This window comes from Nonomuraea sp. NPDC049504, from assembly GCF_040676845.1.
Classification (GTDB): domain Bacteria; phylum Actinomycetota; class Actinomycetes; order Streptosporangiales; family Streptosporangiaceae; genus Nonomuraea; species Nonomuraea salmonea.
On sequence record NZ_JBFAPT010000010.1, the window covers coordinates 93,680 to 115,274 of the forward strand.

Annotated in this window: 19 protein-coding genes and 5 pseudogenes; 18 read left to right on the forward strand and 6 right to left on the reverse strand. The window is 69.6% G+C overall.

Annotated elements, in window-relative coordinates; all coding sequences use genetic code 11:
• Position 1: 1 nt before the first annotated feature.
• Both AB0K28_RS20370 and AB0K28_RS20375 read left to right on the forward strand, forming a co-directional pair.
• Positions 2 to 520 (forward strand): flavodoxin domain-containing protein, encoded by a 519-nt coding sequence (locus AB0K28_RS20370; protein ID WP_364372102.1) that lies wholly within the window; start codon positions 2 to 4, stop codon positions 518 to 520.
• 102 nt (positions 521 to 622) lie between these two features.
• Positions 623 to 1,105: a universal stress protein gene (locus AB0K28_RS20375; protein WP_364372105.1), complete on the forward strand. Its 483-nt coding sequence runs from the start codon at positions 623 to 625 to the stop codon at positions 1,103 to 1,105.
• 249 nt (positions 1,106 to 1,354) lie between these two features.
• On the opposite strand, the gene AB0K28_RS20380 is transcribed toward AB0K28_RS20375, so the two are convergent.
• From AB0K28_RS20380 to AB0K28_RS20390, 3 genes are all read right to left on the reverse strand, one after another.
• On the reverse strand, positions 1,355 to 1,801 hold the full coding sequence (locus tag AB0K28_RS20380; RefSeq protein ID WP_364372108.1) for a pyridoxamine 5'-phosphate oxidase family protein: 447 nt from the start codon (positions 1,799 to 1,801) through the stop codon (positions 1,355 to 1,357).
• A gap of 52 nt (positions 1,802 to 1,853) precedes the next feature.
• On the reverse strand, positions 1,854 to 2,495 hold the full coding sequence (locus AB0K28_RS20385) for a response regulator transcription factor (RefSeq protein ID WP_364372111.1): 642 nt from the start codon (positions 2,493 to 2,495) through the stop codon (positions 1,854 to 1,856).
• Positions 2,496 to 2,605: 110 nt separating this feature from the next.
• A complete protein-coding gene (locus AB0K28_RS20390; protein WP_364372114.1) occupies positions 2,606 to 3,322 on the reverse strand; it encodes a CBS domain-containing protein in 717 nt (238 codons plus the stop codon).
• 219 nt (positions 3,323 to 3,541) lie between these two features.
• Between AB0K28_RS20390 and AB0K28_RS20395 the strand changes: the two genes are divergently transcribed.
• From AB0K28_RS20395 to AB0K28_RS20425, 7 genes and pseudogenes are all read left to right on the forward strand, one after another.
• A complete protein-coding gene (locus tag AB0K28_RS20395) occupies positions 3,542 to 4,072 on the forward strand; it encodes a hypothetical protein (protein WP_364372117.1) in 531 nt (176 codons plus the stop codon).
• A 71-nt stretch (positions 4,073 to 4,143) separates the two neighbouring features.
• Complete coding sequence (locus AB0K28_RS20400; RefSeq protein WP_364372120.1) at positions 4,144 to 5,841, forward strand: GAF domain-containing protein; 1,698 nt, start codon at positions 4,144 to 4,146, stop codon at positions 5,839 to 5,841.
• Positions 5,842 to 5,989: 148 nt separating this feature from the next.
• Positions 5,990 to 6,621 (forward strand): annotated as a pseudogene (locus AB0K28_RS20405) (phosphoketolase); the annotation flags it as partial.
• A gap of 559 nt (positions 6,622 to 7,180) precedes the next feature.
• Entirely contained in the window at positions 7,181 to 7,765 is a 585-nt protein-coding gene (locus tag AB0K28_RS20410) for a DUF305 domain-containing protein (RefSeq protein ID WP_364372123.1), read from the forward strand.
• Between the two features lie 461 nt (positions 7,766 to 8,226).
• A complete protein-coding gene (locus AB0K28_RS20415) occupies positions 8,227 to 8,451 on the forward strand; it encodes a DUF2933 domain-containing protein (RefSeq protein WP_364372126.1) in 225 nt (74 codons plus the stop codon).
• Entirely contained in the window at positions 8,448 to 11,018 is a 2,571-nt protein-coding gene (locus AB0K28_RS20420; protein WP_364372129.1) for a heavy metal translocating P-type ATPase, read from the forward strand. The genes AB0K28_RS20415 and AB0K28_RS20420 overlap by 4 nt, the downstream gene beginning before the upstream one ends.
• 167 nt (positions 11,019 to 11,185) lie before the next feature.
• Positions 11,186 to 11,764 (forward strand): recombinase family protein, encoded by a 579-nt coding sequence (locus AB0K28_RS20425; protein ID WP_364372132.1) that lies wholly within the window; start codon positions 11,186 to 11,188, stop codon positions 11,762 to 11,764.
• Here AB0K28_RS20425 and AB0K28_RS20430 read toward each other — a convergent pair.
• Positions 11,716 to 11,919, reverse strand: a pseudogene (locus AB0K28_RS20430) (DUF4277 domain-containing protein); the annotation flags it as partial. The gene AB0K28_RS20425 and the pseudogene AB0K28_RS20430 overlap by 49 nt on opposite strands.
• A 115-nt stretch (positions 11,920 to 12,034) precedes the next feature.
• On the opposite strand from AB0K28_RS20430, the pseudogene AB0K28_RS20435 reads away from it, so the two are divergent.
• From AB0K28_RS20435 to AB0K28_RS20460, 6 genes and pseudogenes are all read left to right on the forward strand, one after another.
• A pseudogene (locus AB0K28_RS20435) lies at positions 12,035 to 12,094 on the forward strand (hypothetical protein); the annotation flags it as partial.
• A 205-nt stretch (positions 12,095 to 12,299) separates the two neighbouring features.
• Positions 12,300 to 12,706 (forward strand): annotated as a pseudogene (locus AB0K28_RS20440) (phosphoketolase); the annotation flags it as partial.
• Positions 12,619 to 13,320: pseudogene (locus AB0K28_RS20445) on the forward strand (hypothetical protein). The pseudogenes AB0K28_RS20440 and AB0K28_RS20445, both read left to right, overlap by 88 nt.
• Before the next feature lie 325 nt (positions 13,321 to 13,645).
• On the forward strand, positions 13,646 to 15,019 hold the full coding sequence (locus tag AB0K28_RS20450) for a cytochrome ubiquinol oxidase subunit I (protein ID WP_364372135.1): 1,374 nt from the start codon (positions 13,646 to 13,648) through the stop codon (positions 15,017 to 15,019).
• Positions 15,020 to 15,033: 14 nt separating this feature from the next.
• Complete coding sequence (cydB, locus tag AB0K28_RS20455) at positions 15,034 to 16,062, forward strand: cytochrome d ubiquinol oxidase subunit II (RefSeq protein ID WP_364372138.1); 1,029 nt, start codon at positions 15,034 to 15,036, stop codon at positions 16,060 to 16,062.
• Positions 16,063 to 16,095: 33 nt separating this feature from the next.
• Positions 16,096 to 17,079 (forward strand): nitroreductase family protein, encoded by a 984-nt coding sequence (locus tag AB0K28_RS20460; RefSeq protein WP_364372141.1) that lies wholly within the window; start codon positions 16,096 to 16,098, stop codon positions 17,077 to 17,079.
• Between the two features lie 670 nt (positions 17,080 to 17,749).
• Here the strand turns inward: AB0K28_RS20460 and AB0K28_RS20465 are convergent.
• Together AB0K28_RS20465 and AB0K28_RS20470 are read right to left on the reverse strand one after the other, a co-directional pair.
• Complete coding sequence (locus tag AB0K28_RS20465; protein WP_364372144.1) at positions 17,750 to 18,118, reverse strand: DUF6223 family protein; 369 nt, start codon at positions 18,116 to 18,118, stop codon at positions 17,750 to 17,752.
• A 75-nt stretch (positions 18,119 to 18,193) separates the two neighbouring features.
• A complete protein-coding gene (locus AB0K28_RS20470; RefSeq protein ID WP_345405304.1) occupies positions 18,194 to 18,565 on the reverse strand; it encodes a DUF6223 family protein in 372 nt (123 codons plus the stop codon).
• Positions 18,566 to 18,757: 192 nt separating this feature from the next.
• On the opposite strand from AB0K28_RS20470, the gene AB0K28_RS20475 reads away from it, so the two are divergent.
• The 3 genes from AB0K28_RS20475 to AB0K28_RS20485 are packed head-to-tail and all read left to right on the forward strand — an operon-like array spanning position 18,758 to position 21,521.
• A complete protein-coding gene (locus AB0K28_RS20475; RefSeq protein ID WP_364372148.1) occupies positions 18,758 to 19,945 on the forward strand; it encodes a sensor histidine kinase in 1,188 nt (395 codons plus the stop codon).
• On the forward strand, positions 19,942 to 20,604 hold the full coding sequence (locus AB0K28_RS20480; RefSeq protein WP_364372151.1) for a response regulator transcription factor: 663 nt from the start codon (positions 19,942 to 19,944) through the stop codon (positions 20,602 to 20,604). The genes AB0K28_RS20475 and AB0K28_RS20480 overlap by 4 nt, the downstream gene beginning before the upstream one ends.
• Before the next feature lie 32 nt (positions 20,605 to 20,636).
• Positions 20,637 to 21,521 (forward strand): phosphotransferase, encoded by an 885-nt coding sequence (locus AB0K28_RS20485; protein WP_364372154.1) that lies wholly within the window; start codon positions 20,637 to 20,639, stop codon positions 21,519 to 21,521.
• The last annotated feature ends 74 nt before the right edge of the window (positions 21,522 to 21,595 follow it).

The window sequence follows — 21,595 nt, forward strand, 5'->3', positions numbered from 1 at the left end:
CATGGATGCATTAGTGATCTACGAGTCCATGTACGGCAACACCAAGAAGATCGCCGAGGCGGTGGCCGAGGGGCTGGCCACGCGGATGCGGGCCGAGGTGGTGGAGGTCGGCTCGGCACCCCCGCAGATCGGGAAGGAGATCGCGCTGCTGGTGGTGGGCGGGCCGACGCACGCCTTCTCGATGAGCCGGGCCTCCACCCGCCAGTCGGCCGCCCAGCAGGCGGCAGGCCCGCTGGTCTCCCAAGGAGGGGGCGTGCGGGAATGGCTGGCCACACTCGGCACATCCTCGGCCGGACTCGGCTCGGCCGCCTTCGACACCCGCGCCGCCAAGCCCCGCCTGCCCGGGTCTGCCGCCCACGCCGTCGCCAGACGATTGCGCCGCCTCGGCATCGGATCCGTCGCGCCCGCTGAGAGCTTCTACGTCACCGACACGCAGGGGCCGCTGGTCGAGGGCGAGCTGGAGCGGGCCAGGCAATGGGGTGAGAGCCTCGCGGCGTCGTTCCCGGTTCCCGCATCCTGACCTCACAGGCACACCCGGGGGTCGAACCGCCGGACCAAAGGCCCGGCCATCAGGGCAGAACGTCCCTGTTTTGCCCTGGTCCCTCGGTTCGATCATTGAGGCATGAGATTTCATCGCATCGTGGCCGGTGCCGACGGCACCAGGAATTGCGAGGCCGCCCTGCTGTGGGCCGCGGAACAAGCCGTCGGCCGCGGGGAACGATTGCTCGTCGTGCACGCGTGGGAACCCCGTGTCCCGTACAGGGCGCCGTACGCGCGGCAACCGGCACACTTCGACCTGGCGTATGAGCAGGTGCACGGCGATGCCGCACTCGATGGTGCGCTCACCCTGGTGGGGGACCGGTTCCCCGGAATTCGCGTCGAGGGACGGCTCGTTCCCGGCAGGCCCGAGTTCGTGCTCGCCGAGCAGGCGCGGGGGGCCGATCTGCTGGTGCTCGGGTCGGCCGCCCCGCTCGCCGGGGACGGCAGACTGGGCGCGGTGGTGCTGTCATGCCTGCGCCGGCCGCCGTGCCCGGTGGTCGTCGTACCCCCGATGGGGCTTGACGCTTCTCAACCGGTCGCCGTGGAGCTGGCCGAGGCGCGGTGAATGTCCTCTGGACAGCATGGGGGATGAGGCGCACAGATGGGCGATGGACGGCCGAACACCCGCTGAGCGCGGCAAGCGATCACCAGACGCTGACAGAGCAATGCGGCGTGCTGCTGAACGCGGCGACGAGCCGAGCTCAGGGAAGCCGTTCCGGCCTCGAGCTGGGAATCATGGCCACGGGAAGGGGCAGGTGAACATCAGCGCGCTGACCGGCAGTCGCCGAGACAGGCCGGCCTCTTCGCCCGACCTTCAGATGTCCTCAGTCATCGGCCGCTGCGCCGCTGGAACATTCCTGGCGATGCGGCGGCCGGACACCCGCTCGGCGTCCACCACGATGTAGTGGTCGCGGCTGCCCGGCGCCCACGCGGTCAGAGGCAGCGCGGCCAGCTCGGCGATCTCGACCGGGTCGTGCACCGCGCGCGCATGCCCGATGACGGTGACCGACCATCCCGTACGCTCTTCCGGGTCGAACTCGTCGGCCTCGAAGGCCACCACGGCGTTGCGGGTGGCGGCGGCCAGCTTCGAGCCGGTCCCGGTACGGATCACGATGCGCTCGCCGTCAAGGTGGAAGGCCACCGGCTGCACGGCGGGCAGGGCGCGGTCGGTGAAGACGATCCGTCCGATCAGCGCGGACGACAGCAATCGCAGGCACTCCGAACGGGAGAGCACCTGGAGGCCGGACGAGTCGAGTTGCATACCCTCAACCATGACCGCCCGGTGCCGCTCTTCATCAGAGGCGAAGGTCCCGTCATTCCCGTCGATCAGCTCGCAGCCGGGCGGCCAGGGCGGCGGCTTGGGTTCGGCGTTGCATGTCGAGCTTGGACAGCAGGTTGGAGACGTAGTTCTTGACCGTTTTCTCGGCGAGGAACATGCGCTCGCCGATCTGCCGGTTGGTCAGCCCTTCCCCGATGAGGTCGAGGATCTGCCGCTCCTGCTCGGTCAGTGCGGCGAGCGGGTCCTTCCTGGCGGCCTGGTCGCGCAGCCGCTGCAGCATGGCGGCGGTGGTCTGCGGGTCGAGCAGCGACTGGCCGGAGGCGACCGTGCGCACGGCGCCGACCAGGTCCGAGCCGTGGATCTGCTTGAGCACGTAGCCGGCGGCGCCGGCCATGACCGCGTCGAACAGCGCGTCGTCGTCGGCGAAGGACGTCAGCATCAGGCACGCCAGCCCGGGGAGCTTGGAGCGCACCTCGCGGCACACGTCCACCCCGTTGCCGTCGGGCAGCCGGACGTCCAGCACCGCGACATCCGGCCGCAGCGCCGGGATACGCGCCACGGCCGACTCGGCTGTGCCCGCCTCACCGATCACCTCGATGTCGTCCTCCGAGTCCAGCAGGGCGGCGACACCGCGCCGCACCACCTCATGGTCGTCGACGAGGAAAACGCGAATCATGCTCAGACGCTATCCAACACACGCAACATCGCAAAGTGACCAAAGTCCCGATAGTTGCGGCATGTTCGGCCTACCCACGGCCGCGTGGCCGGTCACCAGGGTCCGCTGGGTCAAGGTCGATCCCACGTGAAAGGAAGCTCGAGGATGTCGTCTTGCCGCCAGACGAGGTCCTCGTGGACGTCGACGACCCCGTCGAGCCTCTCGGCGGTGTGCGCGGCGGCGGCCGCCTGGCTGCGCCGGTCGATGTAGCCGGACAGTGTGACGATGCCGTCGTGCACCTCGACGATGATGCCGTCGCGGTCGTTCCACCTGTCCCGTGGCGTTATGCCCGCGACGACGCGGCGCCTGAGCTCCTCATCGTCGCGAAGGTAAGTCCTGAGGAGGTCCCGCCTGCTGACGACACCCTCCAGCCGGCCCTCCTCGTTGACGACGACCAGACGCTTGACGCCGTACTCGTCCATGAGGCGAGCCGCCCTGACCGTTGAGGCATGCGGCGCGACTGCCACCGCGGGAGCGGTCATCAGACCCGCGGCGGTGTCCGCCGCCGCCTTCGTACCGCCGTCCTCGCTCCGATCCGTCATTTTCCGGCGCAGCCTTGTCCGCAGCGAGGGCTGGTAGCTCTCGCCGTGATACTGCTCGCGGAATTCCTCCTTGCGCATGAGGTCTCCTTCGGAGACCACGCCGATGACCCGGCCGTCGGAGTCCAGCACCGGCGTGGCGCTGATCCCGTTCGCCACCAGGATCCGGGCCACGTCCTTGAATGGCGTTTCCTGCTCGACCGCGACAACCTGCTTGGTCATGACGTCGCTCACCGTGATCCGCATCATGAGCCTCCTTCGCTCCTGCCTGCATGACATCGCTAGCCGCGGTGTGACGCGTAGGGGCCGAAGACCTTGTGAGCACGGCCGTTGGTCGTGGTCTCGGCGCCGCGCACCCGCCGAAGGTCCCGGCAGGGCGGGGACGTACGGCTCTGCACGCGGCAGCTCGAATCCGATGTGCTGGAGGCAATGAAGAGAACAGGCACACAGCCCGCTGGAGGCGGCATCATGAGCACCGCGTATGCGAAGCCCGTCACGTACCACGACACCACCACTACCGGCGCGCGCCGCACGGTCGACTATGCCTGGGCGATCGTTCGGATCTCGATCGGCTGGGTCTTCCTGTGGGCATTCCTGGACAAGACCTTCGGCTGGGGCTTCGCCACACCCGCCAACCGGGCCTGGATAGAAGGGGGCAGCCCGACGACCGGCTTTCTGAAGGGTACCGGCGAGAACGCCCTGGGCGGGTTCTTCGGCGCACTCGCGGGACAGGCATGGGTGGACTGGCTGTTCATGGCCGGACTGCTCGGCATCGGCCTGGCACTCGTCCTGGGCGTCGGCACCCGCGTCGCCACGGCCGCCGGCGGCCTGATGCTGGCGCTGATGTGGGCGGCCGAGCTGCCGCTGGCCAACAACCCGTTCATGGATGAGCACATCATCTACGCGATCCTCCTCATCGGCCTCGCCCTCGCCGGCGCGGGCGGGACCCTGGGACTCGGCAACCTGCCGATCGTCCGGCGCAACGCCTGGCTCAAGTAGTCGCACGCCTCACCGGCCCACCCCGACGTTCGGGGTGGGCACCGTGCTGTCCCGGATGCGAGACTGATCGCATGTCGGAAAGCGAACTTCGTCCGTTGATGCCACAGATGCGGCTCGATGAACTGCTGGCGGAGTTGCAGACCAGGCTCAATGCCGTCCTGGCCACGCGCGACCGCGTCCACGCGCTGCTCGAGGCAGTGGTGTCGGTGGGTAGCGACCTGGACCTGGAGACGGTGCTACGGCGGATCGTGGAGACCGCGACCAAGCTGGTGGACGCCAGCTACGGGGCGCTGGGCGTGGTGGGCGAGGAGAACACGCTCCTGCAGTTCATCCCGGTCGGTCTCAGCGAGGAGGAGATCGCCAAGATCGAGCACTGGCCGCACGGTCTGGGCCTGCTCGGACTGCTCATCAAGGACGCCCGGCCGCTGCGGCTGGGCCGCATCTCCGACCACCCTGAGTCGTACGGGTTCCCGCCTGGCCACCCGCCGATGGGCACCTTCCTCGGCGTCCCCGTGCGCGTCCGCGACGAGGTCTTCGGCAACCTGTACCTGACCGAGAAGCGCGGCGGCGGCGAGTTCGACGAGGAGGACGAGGCCGTCGTCATCGCGCTGGCCACCGCGGCAGGCGTCGCGGTGGAGAACGCCCGCCTCTACGCGGAGTCGCGGCGGCGCGAGACCTGGCTGCAGGCCTCCGCGGAGCTCACCACCAGCCTGCTGTCCGGCGCCGACCCGCACGAGGTGCTCGCCACGATGGCGGCCCGCGCCCGCCAGATGTGCGACGCTGACCTGGTCCAGGTACTGCTGCCGGAGGCGTCCGGCAGTTCGCTGACCGTGGAGGTCGCCGACGGCGAAGGCGCGGACGAACTGCTGGGCACCACGTTCGACATCGCCGCCACCCTCGCAGGAGACGCGTTCACCAGAGGCGAGCCGCTGTCCGAGACCGACCTGCAGAACATCCCCGATCTCGACTCGCCGCTGCGGAGGCTGGGCTACGGTCCCGCGCTCTTGGTGCCGCTGGGCGCGATGCCCAGGGTGCGTGGGGTGCTCACACTCGCCAAGCGCAGCGGCCGGCTGCCCTTCAGCAGGGCGGATCAGCAGATGCTCGAGTCGTTCGCCGGCCAGGCCGCGATCGCGCTGGAGCTGGCCGAGGCCCGCCGGGACGCCGAACGGCTCGGCCTGCTGGAAGATCGCGACCGCATCGCCAAGGATTTGCACGATGTGGTCATCCAGCGGCTGTTCGCCACCGCCATGACGTTGATGAGCACGGTCCGGCTGGTGGAGCGGCCGGAGGCGTCCAAGCGGCTGCAGCACGCGATCGACGAGCTGGACGAGACCATCCGGCAGATCCGCTCGTCCATCTTCGCCCTGCAGGGCACGCGGGAGGACATCGTCCCGAGCCTGCGCGCACAGATCGTCGACCTGGTCGAGGGTGCGGGCGGCCATCTGGGCTTCATGCCGGGCCTGCGCATGGAGGGGCAGATCGACACCCTGGTGCCCGAGCAGGTCGCCGAGCACCTGCTCGCCGTCCTGCGCGAGGCGCTGTCCAACGTGGTGCGCCACTCCCACGCCACCCGGGCCGAGGTCTCGATCGTGGTCGCGGATCGGCGGCTCAACCTCACGGTCAGCGACAACGGTGTCGGATTGGGAGAGGGTGGACGCCGCAGCGGCCTGCGCAACATCGAGGAACGGGCCGGACGCTTGGGCGGCACCGCTGAGCTGGAGAGCCCGGAGGAGGGTGGGACGCGGTTGATCTGGCACGTCCCTCTCTGATCCTTGGGTTCGTATGAATCCGGCACGCTGGTTCGGCCGTCGCCCGTTCCGCGCCGTGGGTTTCGATCTGCGCGTGGGCTGGATCCAGGGTGACGGGCAGGACAGAGGCCCCATGCCGGATGGTGGCCCAGTCTGAAAGATCGGTCGCATGACGACGATGCAGCGAATCGATGCCTACAGGCGTGCCGCGAACTACCTGTCCGTGGGGCAGATCTACCTGCTGGACAAGCCTCTGCTGACCGAGCCGTTGCGGCCCGAGCACGTCAAGCCGCGTCTGCCCGGTCACTGGGGCACCACACCGGGCCTGAACTTCGTCTTTGCCCACCTCAACTGGATCATCGGCGAGCGCGGCCAGGACATGATCTACATTGCCGGGCCCGGCCACGGCGGCCCCACCGCCGTCGCGCATGCTGGGCTGGAGGGCTCCTACTGGGAGAAGTATCCCGAGATCTCCCAGGACGCGGCGGGCATGCGCAGGCTGTTACAGCAGTCCTCCTTCCCCGGTGGCATCCCCAGCCATGCGGCCCCTGAGACGCCGGCTCCATTCACGAGGGCGGCGAGTTGGGCTACTCGCTCGCCCACGCGTTCGGCGCGGCGTTCGACAACTCGCGCGTGGTCGTGGCATGCGTGGGTGACGATGAGGCGGAGACAGGACCACTGGCCGCGAGCTGGCACTCCAACAAGCTGCTCGACCCCTACCGGGACGGAGTGGTGCTGCCCATCCTGCACCTGAACGGCTACAAGATCGCCAATCCGACCATGCCGGCCAGGGTCCCGAAAGTGTCCCGGTAGCAATGAAGAAATTTCCGACGGAGTAGCCTCTGACCTGCATAAACGGAGACGCTTGACCACCTGTGGCAGGTGATGATTACGTCCGCTACGTTCGTTCCGGTTTCATCCGGTACGGCAGGTAGAGGTGGTGCGCTGTCCGAGAAGATGTTCTCCGAGGAGCAGCTGGAGCAGCTGCGCCTGACGCGCCGGGCAGGCGAGAGCCGTCATACGGGCCGCCGTGTCCATCGAGTACGGCGGCCGCCGGTTGGCCACGCGGAGCATGCGCGGCTGCGGTGCGGCTGCTTGGTCAGGCGGGCCGGCGGGCCTCCCATCCACCGGTCTGAGCAGGCAGGCTACCGTGGAGGTAGGTGTCGGATCGGCGTTAGGGGGACGCATGAAGCGACGCTCTGTCAGGGTCGCCATCGCCGCAGGGGCATTCCTGGCCACCACCATCGCAGCCTCGGGGGCCACCGCGGCGACCACTACGGCGACCATGGGATCTCCGCCGATGCCGTCCCCGAGTCCTTCTTCTCCGGGTCTGCAGCCGACATGCCCGGGCATGGGGCGGATGCAGCCCGTCACCAGTGAGTACGCTTACCTGTCGCAGATGGTGCCGCACCACCAGGAGGCCATCACCGCGGCGCGGCAGCTGCAGCGGTCCGAGCGACCCGAAATGCGGCGGCTCGGGCAAACGATGGTCACGACGCAGACCGCTGAGGTCGGCAAGATGAGGGGTTGGCTGGAGCAGTGGTACCGGCAGAGCCCGGCGCCGAGCCCGCGCGAGACCACGATGCCCGACCTGTCGGGGCTCTCCGGGGATCAGCTCGACAGGACGTTCCTGCAGCACATGATCCCGCATCACATGATGGCGATCATGATGTCGCAGCAACTCCTCATGCACGGCCAGGTCCAGCATTCCGAGGTCGCCGACTTCGCCCGTAGGGTGCGCGACGACCAGTGGGCGGAGGCCCGCACGATGCGGCGATACCTGGTCCATTGGTTCGGGCAGCAGAGCATGCCCTGCATCCCGCGCGTCCCCGGTATGCCCGGTATGACACCAGGGCCTCACATGCCGGACATGACGCCGGAGCCGCCTATGCCGGGAACGCCCGGCCGACCGACGTCCACAGATACCTCGCCTGCGGCCACCTGATTCAGCGACACTCCGCACTCGCAGGAGGCACTCACAAAGGCCGCCAGCGCCGACGGCAGGGCGCCGACGGCAGGGCGCCGGCCAGGGTGATCGGGGGCGTGACAGCATCGGCCCGTTGCGGTTCCGCGTCTGCTCGACACCGGCTCCTTGCATCGGCTCGCTCCAGGGCTGAACGCCGCGCCGGCGGCCGGGGTGGTGTCCGGAATGGTGCCCCATCGCCTGGGCGCCTGTGGGGAGCGGGCCCGGAGCTTCAGGCGAGCGTGATCCCGGATCAGGACGTGGGGCGAGACCTTCGTCCCATCTGCGCGGGACGTCCGGCCATATACCCCTGGGGGGAATGGCGGAATGCTGGTGATTGTGCTGGTCAGGGGCAGTAGACCAGTGCGGGCGACCACGCCCCTGAGGCAGCAGGGCAGGCTTGGCCGTCTCGCCGCCGCGACGCTCAGCCTCAAGGAGGGGTCATGATCAAACAACATCTGGTGCTGGCGGGTATCGCCGCGGTGGTGGCGCTGGGGGCGATCGCGGCCGGAGCTCCCGCGAGCACGGTCCTGATCGCGCTCATGCTGCTGGCCTGCCCTTTGATGATGCTCATGATGATGCGCGGCATGGGCGGGCAGGACACCACCGGCCGGCGCGGGACGGGCCATGAGGACCGGGATCCCGGCGACCGGGCCGGTGTCTCATGAGCGCGATCGACTGGGTCGTGGTGCTGTTGTCCGGCGCGCTGCTGGCCTTCCTGGCCTGGTACTTCTTCGGGCCGCGCGCCGGCCGTCTGGCGGACCTGCGCGAGGGGGTGCAAGAGGCCGGGATCGTGGTGCGTGGCGGCTACTCGCCGGATGTGGTCCGGGTGCGGCAGGGCATCCCGCTGCGGCTGGTCTTCGACCGGCGTGAGAGCGGCGAGTGCACCTCGCGGGTGGTCTTCCCCGACTTCGGCGTCAGCCGGTCGCTGCCCGCCTTCGGGCGGAGTGTCGTGGAGCTGGATCCCCGGCAGGCCGGGACGTACCGCTTCGCCTGCGGCGAGAACATGGTGCACGGCCGGTTGATCGTCGAGCCGGATGACCACCGCCGCTCGCCCACGCCGCCCCCGTCGTCGCGGGCGCCGTCCCGGGCGCCCGAGCCGGCCTCACCGCCAGCCCCGGCGGCTTCCCCGCCTGGGCAGGAACCGCAGGATACCGAGGCGGGCGAGCGGCGTGCCGAGATCCGTGACCTGTCCAGGCGCGTGCTGGTCGGCGCGGTGCTCACCGTGCCGGTGGCGTTCACCGTCATGGCGCACGAGTTCTTCGGCGCGACCTGGCTGCCGGAGCTGCTGCTGAACCGGTGGGCGCAACTCGCCTTGATCACGCCGGTGATGTTCTACACCGGCTGGCCGATCCACACGGTGGGCTGGCTGGCCCTGCGCCACCGCTCGGCGGAGATGAACAGCCTCATCACCCTCGGCACGAGCGCCGCCTACGGCTACAGCCTGCTGGTCACCCTCGCCCCGGACCTGCTGCCCGAGCAGGCGCGCGAGGTGTACTTCGAGGCGGTCGGCGTCATCCTGACGCTGATCCTGCTCGGCCGGCTGCTGGAGACGCGAGCCAAGGCGGGCACCGGCGAAGCCATCCGCAAGCTGATCGGCCTGCAGTCACGCACCGCCCGAGTCCGCCGCGACGGCGGTGAGGCCGAGATCGGCATCGACCAGGTGCTGCCCGGGGACGTGGTCGTCGTACGGCCGGGCGAGAAGGTCCCCGTCGACGGAGTGATCCTGACCGGCCGTTCGACCCTGGACGAGTCGATGGTCACCGGCGAGTCCATCCCGGTCGACAAGGGACCCGGGGACGAGGTGGTGGGCGCCACCGTCAACCAGACCGGCGCCTTCACCTTCCGCGCCGAGAAGGTCGGCGCCGCCACGATGCTGGCGCAGATCATCCGGCTGGTCCAGGCCGCCCAGGCCTCCCGCGCGCCGATCCAGCGCCTGGCGGACCTGGTGTCGGGCTACTTCGTCCCGGCGGTCATCGCCATCGCCGTCGTGACCTTCGCCGTGTGGTTCGTGGCCGGTCCTCCGCCGGCGCTGGCGCTGGCGCTGGTGGCGTCGGTCGCCGTGCTGATCATCGCCTGCCCGTGCGCGCTGGGCCTGGCCACCCCGCTGTCCATCATGGTCGGCACCGGCAAGGGCGCCCAGGCCGGCATCCTCATCCGGGACGCCGAAGCACTTGAGAGCGCCTGCAGGCTGGACACGATCGTGCTGGACAAGACCGGCACCATCACCCGCGGACAGCCCGTCCTCACCGACGTCGACCAGCACGTCGACCAGCACGTCGACCAGCACGGCGCCTGGACGGCGCAGGAAATGCTGCGCCTGGCCGCGACGGCCGAGCGCGTCTCGGAACACCCCCTCGCACGCGCGGTGGTGGACGGCGCCGCCGAACGCGGCCTGCCGCCCGGTGACCCCGCCGACTTCGAATCGGTCACCGGACAGGGCATCCACGCCACCGTGGACGGCCATCGCGTGCTGGTCGGCGGCTCCCGCCTGCTGGACGGACAGGGCGTCGACGCGAACGTGCTCGCCCCCGCCGCCGAGCGGCTGGCCCGCGCCGGCCGCACGCCCATCCTCATCGCCGTGGACGGCCGGCCCGCCGGCGTGCTGGGCGTGGCCGACACCGTCAAGGACGACTCGGCCGCCGCCGTCGCCGCGCTCCAGCAGCTCGGCCTGAACGTCGTGATGATCACCGGCGACAACCGGCGCACCGCCGAGGCCATCGCCGGCCAGGTCGGCATCACCGACGTGCTCGCCGAGGTGCTGCCCGACCGCAAGGCCGCCGAGATCGCCCGCCTCCAGGACCAGGGCCGGAAAGTGGGCATGGTCGGCGACGGCGTCAACGACGCCCCGGCGCTGGCGCAGGCCGACATCGGGTTCGCCATCGGTACCGGCACCGATGTGGCCATCGAGGCCTCCGACATCACTCTCATCTCCGGCGCGCTGTCCGGGGTGGTCACCGCGGTACGGCTGTCGCGGGCCACCATGCGCAACATCCGCCAGAACCTGTTCCTGGCCTTCGCCTACAACGTGGTCGGCATTCCCATCGCGGCCGGAGTCCTGTACCCGTTCCTGGGACTGCGGCTCTCGCCCATCATCGCGGCCGCCGCGATGGCCGCCTCCTCGCTGTCGGTCGTCGGCAATGCCAACCGGCTGCGTCGCTTCACCCCGCCGGGCTTGCCCTCCGCGCCGCAGAGCCCGGCCGGTCCAGCCGTCACCGGCAAGGACCGGAAGTGATGTTTCACAAGTGGCCGCCTATGAAACACCGCTTCCAGCCGGGCGCATCCAGGGTGAACGCTGTTTCATAGGTCGATGCAAACGGGCAGCCGTGTGAAACGCTCCTATGAAATACTTCCGGGGCGCGCAACGATGACTTCCTCCGCGTGGAGGCCCACGGCCGCCCGATGACCGCCTGCGCTGCCCCACCAGGTCGCCCTGCCGCACCGGCCGAGGCAAGGTGGCTCCAGTACCACACCGCCCGCTTCCGGCTCGTGCCCGCGCTTGCCAAGGCACTCAACGTCCCCACCCTGGCCATCCGCAAGCCGAGCCTGGCGTGGCCCAACTGCCCCGCCCGACCGCGGACGGCGTCGAGCCCGCGGGGCACGTGCGGATCGGCTACGCGCGCCTCCACTCTCCGCCAGTCCCTGGACACCCAGCTCGACGCGCTCAAGGCCGCCGGTGTCACCCGCGTCTTCGCCGAGAAGATCTCCACCCGAACCATCACCCGGTCAGAGCTCGACGAGGCCGGCACCCTGGCCCGGGAACTGCGCGCGGCCGGGGTGGCGGTCACCCTCGTGGTGCGCGAGCACAAGCGGCTCGGCCGCGGCCTGGACCTGGCCGCCCTGGCCGAGCAGTTGAGCAGGCCGGGCTCGACCCCGAACGCCTCACCCACCGCCCACCGTTCGACCCAGTCCTGCACATGCACCAGCGGCGCGGGCGAGGTCAGCCGGTTGGCCACCAGCACCTCGATCACCTGCCCATGAGTCAGCCCCGCAGTGTCCCGCACCGGGCAGGTCGCATCCACCAGCTCCCGGATCCGCAACCGCGAGCAAAACCGGGCCACCACCGGTAACGCCCCAAGCATCTTCTCGACGCTAACCTGGCCCCACTGCGCACGCTGTCTCACCGGCCAGGTCATACCGCGACGACGATCACCCCAGCAACCCGATGATCTTCAAACCACCCCCATACGGAAAACGGGGCTAGCCGGAGTCCGCGACAATCGCGCGCACCTGGCGATGCTGGAGGAGTGGATGCGCTCCTACCGGCCGGAGGAGCTGTTCGACGCCACCGGACGCCCGACGCCCGCCGTGCTGCAGGCCGTACCTGAGGGGGCGTTGCGGATGAGCGCCAACCCGCACGCCAACGAGGCGAACTGCTGGCCCCGCTGGCCTGCAGGACTTCCGCGACTACGCGGTAGAGCTGAAGGCCCCGGCCGCGCAGACGAGCGAGCCCGCCCGCGTCCTGGGCACGTTCCTGCGCGACGCGATCGCCGCCGACCCGCGCACCTTCCGCCTGATGGGCCCGGACGAGATCGCCTCCAGCCGGCTGCAGGCCGTCTTCGAGACCACGACGCGCGCCTGGAACGCACCGGCGAGGAGACCGACGAGTACCTCGCGGCCGGCGGCCGGGTGATGGAGATTCTCAGCGAGCACCTGTGCCAGGGATGGCTGGAGGGCTACCTGCCGGCTGGCCGCCACGGGCTGTTCAACCGCTACGAGGCGTTCATCCACATCATCGATGCCATGTTCAACCAGCACGTCAAGTGGCTGCAGGCCGCCAAGCGCATCCCTGGTGTCGCCCTGTCGCCGCGCTCAACTACCTGCTCTCCTCCCACGTGGGGCGCCAGGACCACAACCGGCTTCAGCCGCCAGGACCCCGGCTTCCTCGACGTCGTCGAGAACAAGAAGGCCGAGGTCGTGCGCGTCTTCCTGCCGCCGGTGGCCAACACGCTGCTCCCTGTCGGCGACCACTGCCTGCGCTCCCGCGACTACGTCAACGTCATCGCCGCCGGCAAGCAACCCGTGCTCGACCTGTTCACCAGAAACGAGGCCATCGCTCACTGCACACCCCCGGCCTCGGCATCCTGCCCTGGGCCTCCACCGACGACGGCTCCGGGCCGGACGGGTGCTGGTCTGCGCCGGCGACGCGCCCACCCTGGAGACCCCCGGCCGCCGCGGCCATCCTGCGCGAGCACCTGCCGCAGCTTGAAGTCAGAGTGATCGACGTCGTGGACCTGATGCGGCAGCCGCCGTCCGAGCACCCGCACGGCATGCCGGCCGCCGAGTTCGGCACCTTGCTCACCGACCGACAAGCCGATCATCTTCAATTTCCACGGCCACCCTGATCCACCACCCTCACCTACCGCCGTCACGGCCGTGCCAACCTGCACGTGCGCGGCTACAAGGAGGAGGACACCACCACGGCGCTGTTCGACATGTGCATGCTCAACGACATCGGCCGCTACCACCTCGTCATGGACGTCATCGACCGCGTCCCGGCCTGGGCTCGACCCAGGCGCACCTGCGCCACCACCTGAGCGACGAACAGCTGAGGGCACACGCCCACACCCGCGAGCACGGCGAGGACGCCGCCGAGATCCGCGACTGGACCTGGGCCTGAGCATCTGATGCGATGGCCGGGAGCCGCCCATTCAAGGGGCACTTCGCAGTATCGGCACCCAAGCCTCCTCCGGGGCAGGCTCCCCGCCGCCTTCAGTCCAGTCGCCAAGCTGGAACGCGGGTTACGGCACGTGGGCGGGAGCTCGTTGCCGCGCGTCCCTGACGGGCGTGGGACCAAGGTCCTTCCGGGCCGGGTCGCACGACCCTACGGCCGTGGCCATGCCCTGCAGGAGCCTGGCTGCCATGGACGTCCTGGACCTTTCCCGCTGGCAGTTCGGCATCACGACCGTCTACCACTTCCTGTTCGTGCCGCTGACGATCGGGCTGTCGATCATCGTAGCCGGGCTGCAGACGGCCTGGCATCGGACGAAAAAGCCGGAGTACCTGCGGCTGACCAGGTTCTGGGGCCGGCTGTTTTTGATCAACTTCGCCATGGGCGTGGTGACCGGGATCGTCCAGGAGTTCCAGTTCGGCATGAACTGGAGCGCCTACTCGCGCTTCGTCGGGGACGTCTTCGGGGCGCCGCTGGCCATGGAAGGGCTGATGGCCTTCTTCCTGGAGTCCACCTTCCTCGGCCTGTGGATCTTCGGATGGGACAAACTGCCGCCCCGGCTGCACCTGGCCACCATCTGGCTGGCCGCCATCGGCACCAACAACTCGGCCTACTTCATCCTCGCCGCGAACTCCTGGATGCAGCACCCCGTCGGCTATCGGATCAACAACGGCCGGGCCGAGCTGACCGACATCTGGGCCGTGCTCACCAACTCCACCACCCTCGTCACCTTCCCGCACGTGATCTTCGGCGCGTTCCTGACCGCCGCCGCCTTCGTGCTCGGCATCAGCGCCTGGTTCCTGCTGAAGAAGCGGGACACGCCGCTGTTTCGCACCTCGGCCCGGCTGGGACTGGCCGTCGCACTCGTCTCGGCGGTGGGTGTGTCGTTCTCCGGCCACTGGCAGGCGCAGATCATGACTGAGCAGCAGCCGATGAAGATGGCCGCCGCCGAGGCGCTGTGGGAGGACGAGAGCTCGGCGGGCTTCTCGCTGTTCGCCGTCGGTGACGTCGAGAACGGCCGCAACCACGTCAACCTGCAGATCCCGTACGGCCTCAGCCTGCTGTCCACCGACACCCTGGACGGCGAGGTCGAGGGCATCAACGACATCCAGGCCCGCTACCAGGAGCTCTACGGACCCGGTGACTACCGGCCGGTCGTCGGCCTGGCGTACTGGTCGTTCCGCCTGATGATCGGCTTCGGCGCGCTGTCGGCGCTGCTGGCCGCGGCCGGGCTCTGGCTGACCAGGCGCGGCAGACTCCCCGTCGGCCGCTGGGCCTACCGGCTGGCCATCGCCGGAATTGGCCTGCCGTTCCTGGCCAACAGCCTCGGCTGGATCTTCACCGAGATGGGCCGCCAGCCGTGGACGGTCTTCGGCATCATGCGCACCGCCGCTGCGGTCTCGCCGACCGCGGACGTCACGTCGGTCGCCATCACCCTCGTCGGCTTCACCCTCGTCTACGCCGTCCTGGCGGTCATCGAAATACGGCTGCTGCTCAAGTTCATCCGCGTCGGGCCGCATGAGCAGGCTGAGCCGGAAGCCCCCGTCCCCGCCCTGAGCTACTAGAAGGACCTTCCGCCATGGAACTGACCACCGTCTGGTTCGTGCTGATCGCTGTCTTGTGGACCGGCTACTTCGTACTCGAAGGCTTCGACTTCGGGGTGGGCATCCTGCTGCCCCTCCTGGGAGGCGACGAGGCCGAGCGGCGCGTCATCGTCAAGACGATCGGCCCGGTGTGGGACGGCAACGAGGTGTGGCTGCTGGTAGCGGGCGGGGCGACCTTCGCCGCCTTCCCCGAGTGGTACGCCACGTTGTTCAGCGGCTTCTACCTGCCTCTGTTCCTGATCCTGCTGGCCCTGATCGTGCGCGGGGTGGCGCTGGAGTACCGCAACAAGAGCGACAGCACACGTGGCTGGGACCGGGCCTTCTTCTGGGGCTCCCTCGGGCCCGCGTTCCTGTGGGGTGTCGCCTTCGCCAACATCGTGCGCGGCGTCCCGCTGGACGCCGACCACGAGTTCACCGGGAACCTGCTCACCCTGCTCAACCCGTTCGCCCTGCTCGGCGGCGCGGTCACGCTGGCCCTGTTCACCCTGCACGGCGCGATCTTCCTGGCCCTGCGGACCAGCGGAGAACTCCGCGAGGGCGCCGTCCGAATCGCCCGCACGCTCGCGCCGGTCACCATGCTCGTGATGATCGCCTTTCTGATCACTCTCGACGGCGGCAAGCCCGTCTGGTGGGCAGCGGTGGTGATGGCCGGGACCGGCCTGGCGGCCGCCCTGGTGGCGACCCTGCGCGGCCGGGACGGATGGGCGTTCACCGCCAGCGCGCTGGCGGTCGTCGCGTTCACCGCCGCCCTGTTCACCGGGCTGTGGCCGAACGTACTGCCGGCCCTCGACCCGGCCCACAGCCTCACCGTCACCAACGCCGCCTCCAGCCCCTACACCCTGACCGTGATGACCTGGGTCGCAGCCATCTTCACCCCCGTCGTGCTGGCCTACCAAGCCTGGACCTACTGGGTCTTCCGCCGCCGCCTCACCGGGGCGCCCGACGTGCCCGTTGGTCCACCGAACCCGGGACCTTCGGCCCTCACCCCCGCGAACGGCGGGTGATGTGCTGGTCGTATCCCGATGGAGGTGGATGCCATGACCACCCGTACAGCCGCGGAGAGCACCCTTGCCATTCGCGCATCGCTGGAGGCCGCCACGTGGGCGCCGTCCGTGCACAACAGCCAGCCCTGGTCGTTCGCCGTCTCCGGCGACGAGATCAGCGTGCGCGCGGACACGGACAGGAAACTGCGCTACTCCGACCCTGAGGGCAGGCAACTGCTCATCAGCTGCGGAGCCGCGCTGTTCAACATCTGCACCACGCTGCGCTGCCGCGGATTCGAGCCCGTCGTGCGAGTGCTGCCGGACCCGGATCGGCCCGCGCTGCTGGCGACCGTCCGGGTGGGAGAGAGTGTCACGGCCGACGAGCACACCAAGGCGCTGCACGCCCAGATCGAGCAACGTCGCACACACCGGGCCGCCTTCACCGACCTGCCCGTACCGGATCGGCTGGTGGAGACGCTGGTCCAGCAGGCGGCCGCCGAAGGAGCCCAGCTGACCCCCGTACGCGCGCCGCAAGCCGTACGGGCCGTCGCGGCGCTGACCGAGGCGGCCCAGAACATCCAGGCGCAGGACCGGATCCTCAACCTGGAGGTCATCCGCTGGGCCCGCCCGCCGGGCAGCGCCCGCAAGGACGGCGTCCCCGCCGACGCCTATCCCGCCGAGTCCGCCGACACCGATCCACGGTTCCCTCAACGTGACTACGCCTGGCGGCACGACTGGGGCACGCATCACGACACCGAAGCGAGCTCGACCGGTGTCGTGGCACTGCTCACCACCAGCGGCGACACCCGCGAGGCGTGGATCGCCGCCGGCCAGGCCCTGCAACGGGTCCTGCTGCACGCCTGCGCGCACGGAGTCAGTGCCGCCTTCCACACCCAAGCGCTAGAGATGCACCATTTGCGCGAGTTCCTGCGCCAGGAGCTCTGCTCGGGCCAGTACCCGCAGATGGTCATGCGCCTGGGGATCACGTTCGACCAGCACGCGGGCGTGCGCCGTCCCCTGCCCGATCTGGTGGATTGAGGGCAAATCTGTACCGCGTCAAACGCAGGGGTCTCGCCCTAAGGACAGGTGGTCAAGGTTTCGGCTGCAGGCAGGAGCGCTGCGGAGGTGTGGTCGGTGCGGAAGCCGACGGTGTGTACCCGGGTACGGGGCATGGCCATCGTGCCTCTGGAGGTGCACGGCTCGTCACGCCGGGCAGGGCCGCCGATCTTCCGGCAGGGTTGTGGCCTTGTCCTCAGCCGCCATCGTGCAGACGGTGCAGCCGATGAATCCCGAACCCGCGCTGTGACAGGGGCCCAGCGGATCGCTGCGAGAAGCAGCGGATCTTTTATCTGCTGGTCATCCGCGGCCTGGTGTGCAAGACGAGCCGGCTTGGACAAGCCTTGACGGGCCATGGGAGCACGTTGACCAGCGGTGCTTGGCAGGTCTTCCGAGTTGACCTTCAGATTGTGTTCTCTGAGGTCTGAACTGGCAATGGCAGCCCAAATGATCTACCGGGATACACGATCCGTACACAAGAGCAACCAGCGAGCAACCAACCATGATCAACAGCGATCTCGGAGGTTGGCGAAATCCGAGAAACCCCAGGTCGGATGCGGTATTGAAGAGTAGGGCGGGTGGGACTTGAACCCACGACCCACGGATTATGAGTCCGCAGGCTACGCACGACATCCGATGGTCCAGTTGCGGGTCAGGTGGTCCGGCGGGAGCGGATCAACGCCAAGACGCCGAGGAGGAGGGCGATCAGGGCCATCGCCAGGTCCACGTAGCCGCCGACGATGCCGTACCCCGTGCCAGGTCCGCCTTCTGCGGCGGCGATGATCCAGCCGCCGATGACCGCGGTGGCGAGCCCCGCCGTCAGAGCGATGGCTGCGCCCCGCCTTCCGAGGCGGCCGGTGGGGCGGGCCAGGGCCAGGCCGCCGATGGCGATGCCGGCCAGGCCCAGCACTGCGCCCACCACGGACCAGACGCGTCCCGTGGTCAGGGCGTAGGCGTCGACGGGCTGGGCCAGGAGATGTGCCGCTGGTGTCTCGAGCGTCAGCGTGGCAAGGATGGACATGAGGGTTCCTTCAGTCGAGTGAATGCCGAAGCAGAGTTTTCGGATCGCAGCGTCTCGGTCGGGTCCTTGCCGAGGTCAGCGGCTCATTTCGGGGCGGCGGCCGCGGGTCAGGGCCAAGCGGCCCAGGAGGGCGCCGAGCAGCCCGAGTGCCAGGGCCATGGCCGCGCCGAACACGCCGTTGCCGGTTCCGAGGCCGCCGTCGGCGATCGCCAGTTTCACTGCGCCGTTGAGGGCGCCGACGATCCCCAGGGTCAGGGCCGTGAGGGCTTTCCACCGCCCGGCGTTGCGTAGTGCCAGCCAGCCGATGATGGTGCTGCCCACCGCCACCAGGGCGGCCACGCTGGCCCAGATTCGTTCGGGGGTGCCGAGGAAGGTGTCGACGCCCTGGCCGGCGCATTCTGCGGCCGACGTACAGACGGGTGAGGCCAGCGCGAGCAGGAGGGACATGGGACGTCCTTTCGCCGAAGTTCTGTTGCCCATCGAGCGTCGCGCCGATGAGAGGGGTGTCGCTTCGGGCAGTGGATGGCGGCTGCTACGCAGGTGCGCGTAGGTGGGTGCGCGGTCGGTACGTCGGTTGGCGTAGGCGGACGGGACTGCGGGGGGAGGTGGTTCCAGCGGCGGCGATCGTAGGATCGCGGCATGAAACAGTCGTGGCGTCTGCCGGTGGCGGTGCAGGATGCGTTGATCGCGCTCTTCATCACCGTCATGCAGGTTCAGGGCACGATCGTGCGCAATGCCGGTGAGGTGGTGCCGCGGCCGCTCACCGACCTCGGCGATCTCGGGTACGTCCTGCTCGTCGTCAGTGGGCTGGTCGTCGCGGTTCGCCGGCGGTGGCCGGTGCCGGTGTTCGTCGTCACGGCGCTGGCCAGCGTGATCTACTATGTGCTCGATTTTCCCGATGGGCCTGGGTGGCTTGGGCTCTTTCTCGCGCTCTACACCCTGGCCGCCTATGGGGACGGGCGGCGGTCGCTGGTGATCGCCGGCGTGGGTGTGGCGGTGTTGTCCGCTGTCTGGCTGGTCGCCGCGGCTGATGTCGAGCCACGGGCGGCCATCGGGTGGGTGTACTTCCGGATTGGTGCCTCCGTCATGAGCGTGGCGCTCGGTGAGTCCGTACGGTCCCGGCAGGTCATCGCCGCCGACGCGCAGCGGCGGGCCGAGCTGGCCGAGCGGACGCGTGAGGAGGAGGCGCGGGCACGGGTGGACGCCGAGCGGCTGCGGATCGCGCGTGAGGTCCATGACACGGTCGCGCATGCCATCGCGATCATCAACGTGCAGTCCGGGGTGACGGCGCACGTGCTCGACAAGCGGCCGGACGTCGCGCGGGAGGCGCTGCGCGCGATCGAGCAGACGAGTTCGCGGGCGTTGCGGGAGATGCGGGCCATTCTCGGGGTGCTGCGGGATGACGATGAGGAGGGGCGGGAGCCGTACCCGGGGCTGGAGCAGGTCGGGGAGCTGGTCGCCAAGGCCCGCGCGGCCGGGCTCGACGTCGAGGTCCAGGAGAGCTCGCCCGCGACGCCGTTGCCGAGCGCGGTGGGCGGTGCGGCGTACCGGATCGTGCAGGAGTCGATCACGAACGTCGTCCGCCACGTCGGTCCGACCCGGGTGACGGTGGTGCTCGATCCTGGGCCCGAAGCCTTGGAGGTCCGGGTGACCGATGAAGGCCGGGGCACCGTCGTGGAGCCGCCTGACGAGTCCGGGCGCGGGATCGTCGGGATGCGGGAGCGCTGCCGGTTGCTGGGTGGGGAGCTCGCTGCCGGGCCGAGGCCGGGCGGTGGGTTCGAGGTCAGGGCTCGGCTGCCTCTCGCGCCGACGGGGGTGCGGCTGTGATCAAGGTGTTGCTCGCCGATGACGAAGGGCTCGTACGGTCGGGGTTCAAGGTGCTGCTCGACCTTGAGGACGACATCACGGTGGTCGGAGAGGCGAGGAACGGCGCGGAAGCCGTCGAGGGGGCCCTGGCCACGCGTCCCGACGTCGTGCTCATGGACATCCGCATGCCCCACGTGGACGGGATCGAGGCCACCGCCGAGATCGCCCGGACGCGCGGGCTGGAGCAGGTCCGCGTGCTGATATTGACCACGTACGACACCGACGAGTACGTCTTCGACGCCCTCCAGGCCGGAGCCAGCGGGTTCCTGCTCAAGGACGCGGGGCCGGCCGAGCTGCTGCATGCCATCCGGGTGATCGCCGCCGGCGACGCGCTGCTCGCACCCCGGATCACGCGGCGTCTCATCGGTCAGTTCACCGCCCGGCGGACGGCCGTACGGGTCGCGGAAGACCGGCTGGCGGTGCTGACCGAGCGCGAACGCGAGGTGCTGGCCCTGGTGGGGGAGGGGCTCAGCAACCAGGAGATCGGCGCCCGGCTGTTCCTGAGCCCGGCGACCGCGCGGACGCATGTCAGCCGCGCGATGACGAAACTGGGGGCACGTGATCGTGCGCAACTGGTCGTGATCGCCTACCAGACGGGCCTGGTCAGCCCTTCGGCGTGAGGCCGGGAGCGGCCGAGGCATAGGTTGGGCGGATGATTTACGTCCAGACGCCTTTCACCCGGGAGATCCGCGAAGCCGTCGCGCTGGCCTGGGGTGTCATGGGGGAGGGGGAGCGGCTGCACGGTGGTGAGGAGTCGGCCGCCTACCGTCTCGACGGGCACGTGGTCCGGCTCGGTCCTGTGGGGCGTAGCGTCGCCGAGGCGGAGTGGTGTCATGCGGTCGCGCGGCATGGCGCCGCTGGTCTGCCTGAGGCCGTTGCGCCGCTGGCGACTCCTGAAGGGGCGACGGTCGTCGTCGTGGGTGGCCGTCCGGTCTCCTGCTGGCCGTACGTCGAGGGTGGCTGGCCGGACTCCGACGTCCCGGCTCAGCGCGAGGCCGGTGCTCGGTTGCTCGCCAGGCTGCACAGGTCGCTCTCCGGGTGTCGTCCTGGTCCGCGGCCGGTGGCCGCCTTCCAGGAGTCCGGTCTGTACGGCGATCCGCCCCAGGACGCCGCCGAGCTGGCCGACCCCGGCCTGGACCGCTGGCTGGCCGACTTCCACGCCAGGCATCCCGTGCGCCACCCCCTGCACGGCGACTACTACACCGGCAACACCTTGGCCCGGGACGGCCGGTTGGTGGCGGTTCTCGACTGGGACGAGGCCTTCGTCGGTGCCCCTGAGCTGGAGCTGGCCGCCGCCGCTCTGGAGTGGGGTGATGACGTGGCCGGGCCGAGCAAGGAGTTCGTGGCGGCGTACCACGAGGAGGGCGGCACGGCGGGGCACCTGGACGACGAGTCGCTGACCCAGCTCGTCAGGCACAAGCTGCGCAGGGAGTACGCCTACTTCCACAAGGCCGCCCGCGCCGGAGTCGCGCACGATGAGGAGGACCGCGAATACCACCGCGCCCGGGTGGAGCTGTTCCACCGTCTGCGCCCCTGACGCAGCCACGACGGCAGGCGGAAGCCCGGGAATCATCGGAAGGTGGGCGGAGGTCCGGGCCCCGCCAGGCGTAG

Excerpts from the sequence above, each read along its gene's own strand:
- AB0K28_RS20395 (WP_364372117.1), top strand. The coding sequence starts at position 3,542 with ATGAGCACCGCGTATGCGAAGCCCGTCACGTACCACGACACCACCACT.
- AB0K28_RS20450 (WP_364372135.1), top strand. The coding sequence starts at position 13,646 with ATGGACGTCCTGGACCTTTCCCGCTGGCAGTTCGGCATCACGACCGTC.
- AB0K28_RS20485 (WP_364372154.1), top strand. The coding sequence starts at position 20,637 with ATGATTTACGTCCAGACGCCTTTCACCCGGGAGATCCGCGAAGCCGTC.
- AB0K28_RS20470 (WP_345405304.1), bottom strand. The coding sequence starts at position 18,565 with ATGTCCCTCCTGCTCGCGCTGGCCTCACCCGTCTGTACGTCGGCCGCA.
- AB0K28_RS20375 (WP_364372105.1), top strand. The coding sequence starts at position 623 with ATGAGATTTCATCGCATCGTGGCCGGTGCCGACGGCACCAGGAATTGC.
- AB0K28_RS20400 (WP_364372120.1), top strand. The coding sequence starts at position 4,144 with ATGTCGGAAAGCGAACTTCGTCCGTTGATGCCACAGATGCGGCTCGAT.
- AB0K28_RS20465 (WP_364372144.1), bottom strand. The coding sequence starts at position 18,118 with ATGTCCATCCTTGCCACGCTGACGCTCGAGACACCAGCGGCACATCTC.
- AB0K28_RS20385 (WP_364372111.1), bottom strand. The coding sequence starts at position 2,495 with ATGATTCGCGTTTTCCTCGTCGACGACCATGAGGTGGTGCGGCGCGGT.
- AB0K28_RS20390 (WP_364372114.1), bottom strand. The coding sequence starts at position 3,322 with ATGATGCGGATCACGGTGAGCGACGTCATGACCAAGCAGGTTGTCGCG.
- AB0K28_RS20370 (WP_364372102.1), top strand. The coding sequence starts at position 2 with ATGGATGCATTAGTGATCTACGAGTCCATGTACGGCAACACCAAGAAG.
- AB0K28_RS20460 (WP_364372141.1), top strand. The coding sequence starts at position 16,096 with ATGACCACCCGTACAGCCGCGGAGAGCACCCTTGCCATTCGCGCATCG.
- AB0K28_RS20380 (WP_364372108.1), bottom strand. The coding sequence starts at position 1,801 with ATGCAACTCGACTCGTCCGGCCTCCAGGTGCTCTCCCGTTCGGAGTGC.
- AB0K28_RS20475 (WP_364372148.1), top strand. The coding sequence starts at position 18,758 with ATGAAACAGTCGTGGCGTCTGCCGGTGGCGGTGCAGGATGCGTTGATC.
- AB0K28_RS20420 (WP_364372129.1), top strand. The coding sequence starts at position 8,448 with ATGAGCGCGATCGACTGGGTCGTGGTGCTGTTGTCCGGCGCGCTGCTG.
- cydB (WP_364372138.1), top strand. The coding sequence starts at position 15,034 with ATGGAACTGACCACCGTCTGGTTCGTGCTGATCGCTGTCTTGTGGACC.
- AB0K28_RS20410 (WP_364372123.1), top strand. The coding sequence starts at position 7,181 with ATGCAGCCCGTCACCAGTGAGTACGCTTACCTGTCGCAGATGGTGCCG.
- AB0K28_RS20425 (WP_364372132.1), top strand. The coding sequence starts at position 11,186 with ATGACCGCCTGCGCTGCCCCACCAGGTCGCCCTGCCGCACCGGCCGAG.
- AB0K28_RS20415 (WP_364372126.1), top strand. The coding sequence starts at position 8,227 with ATGATCAAACAACATCTGGTGCTGGCGGGTATCGCCGCGGTGGTGGCG.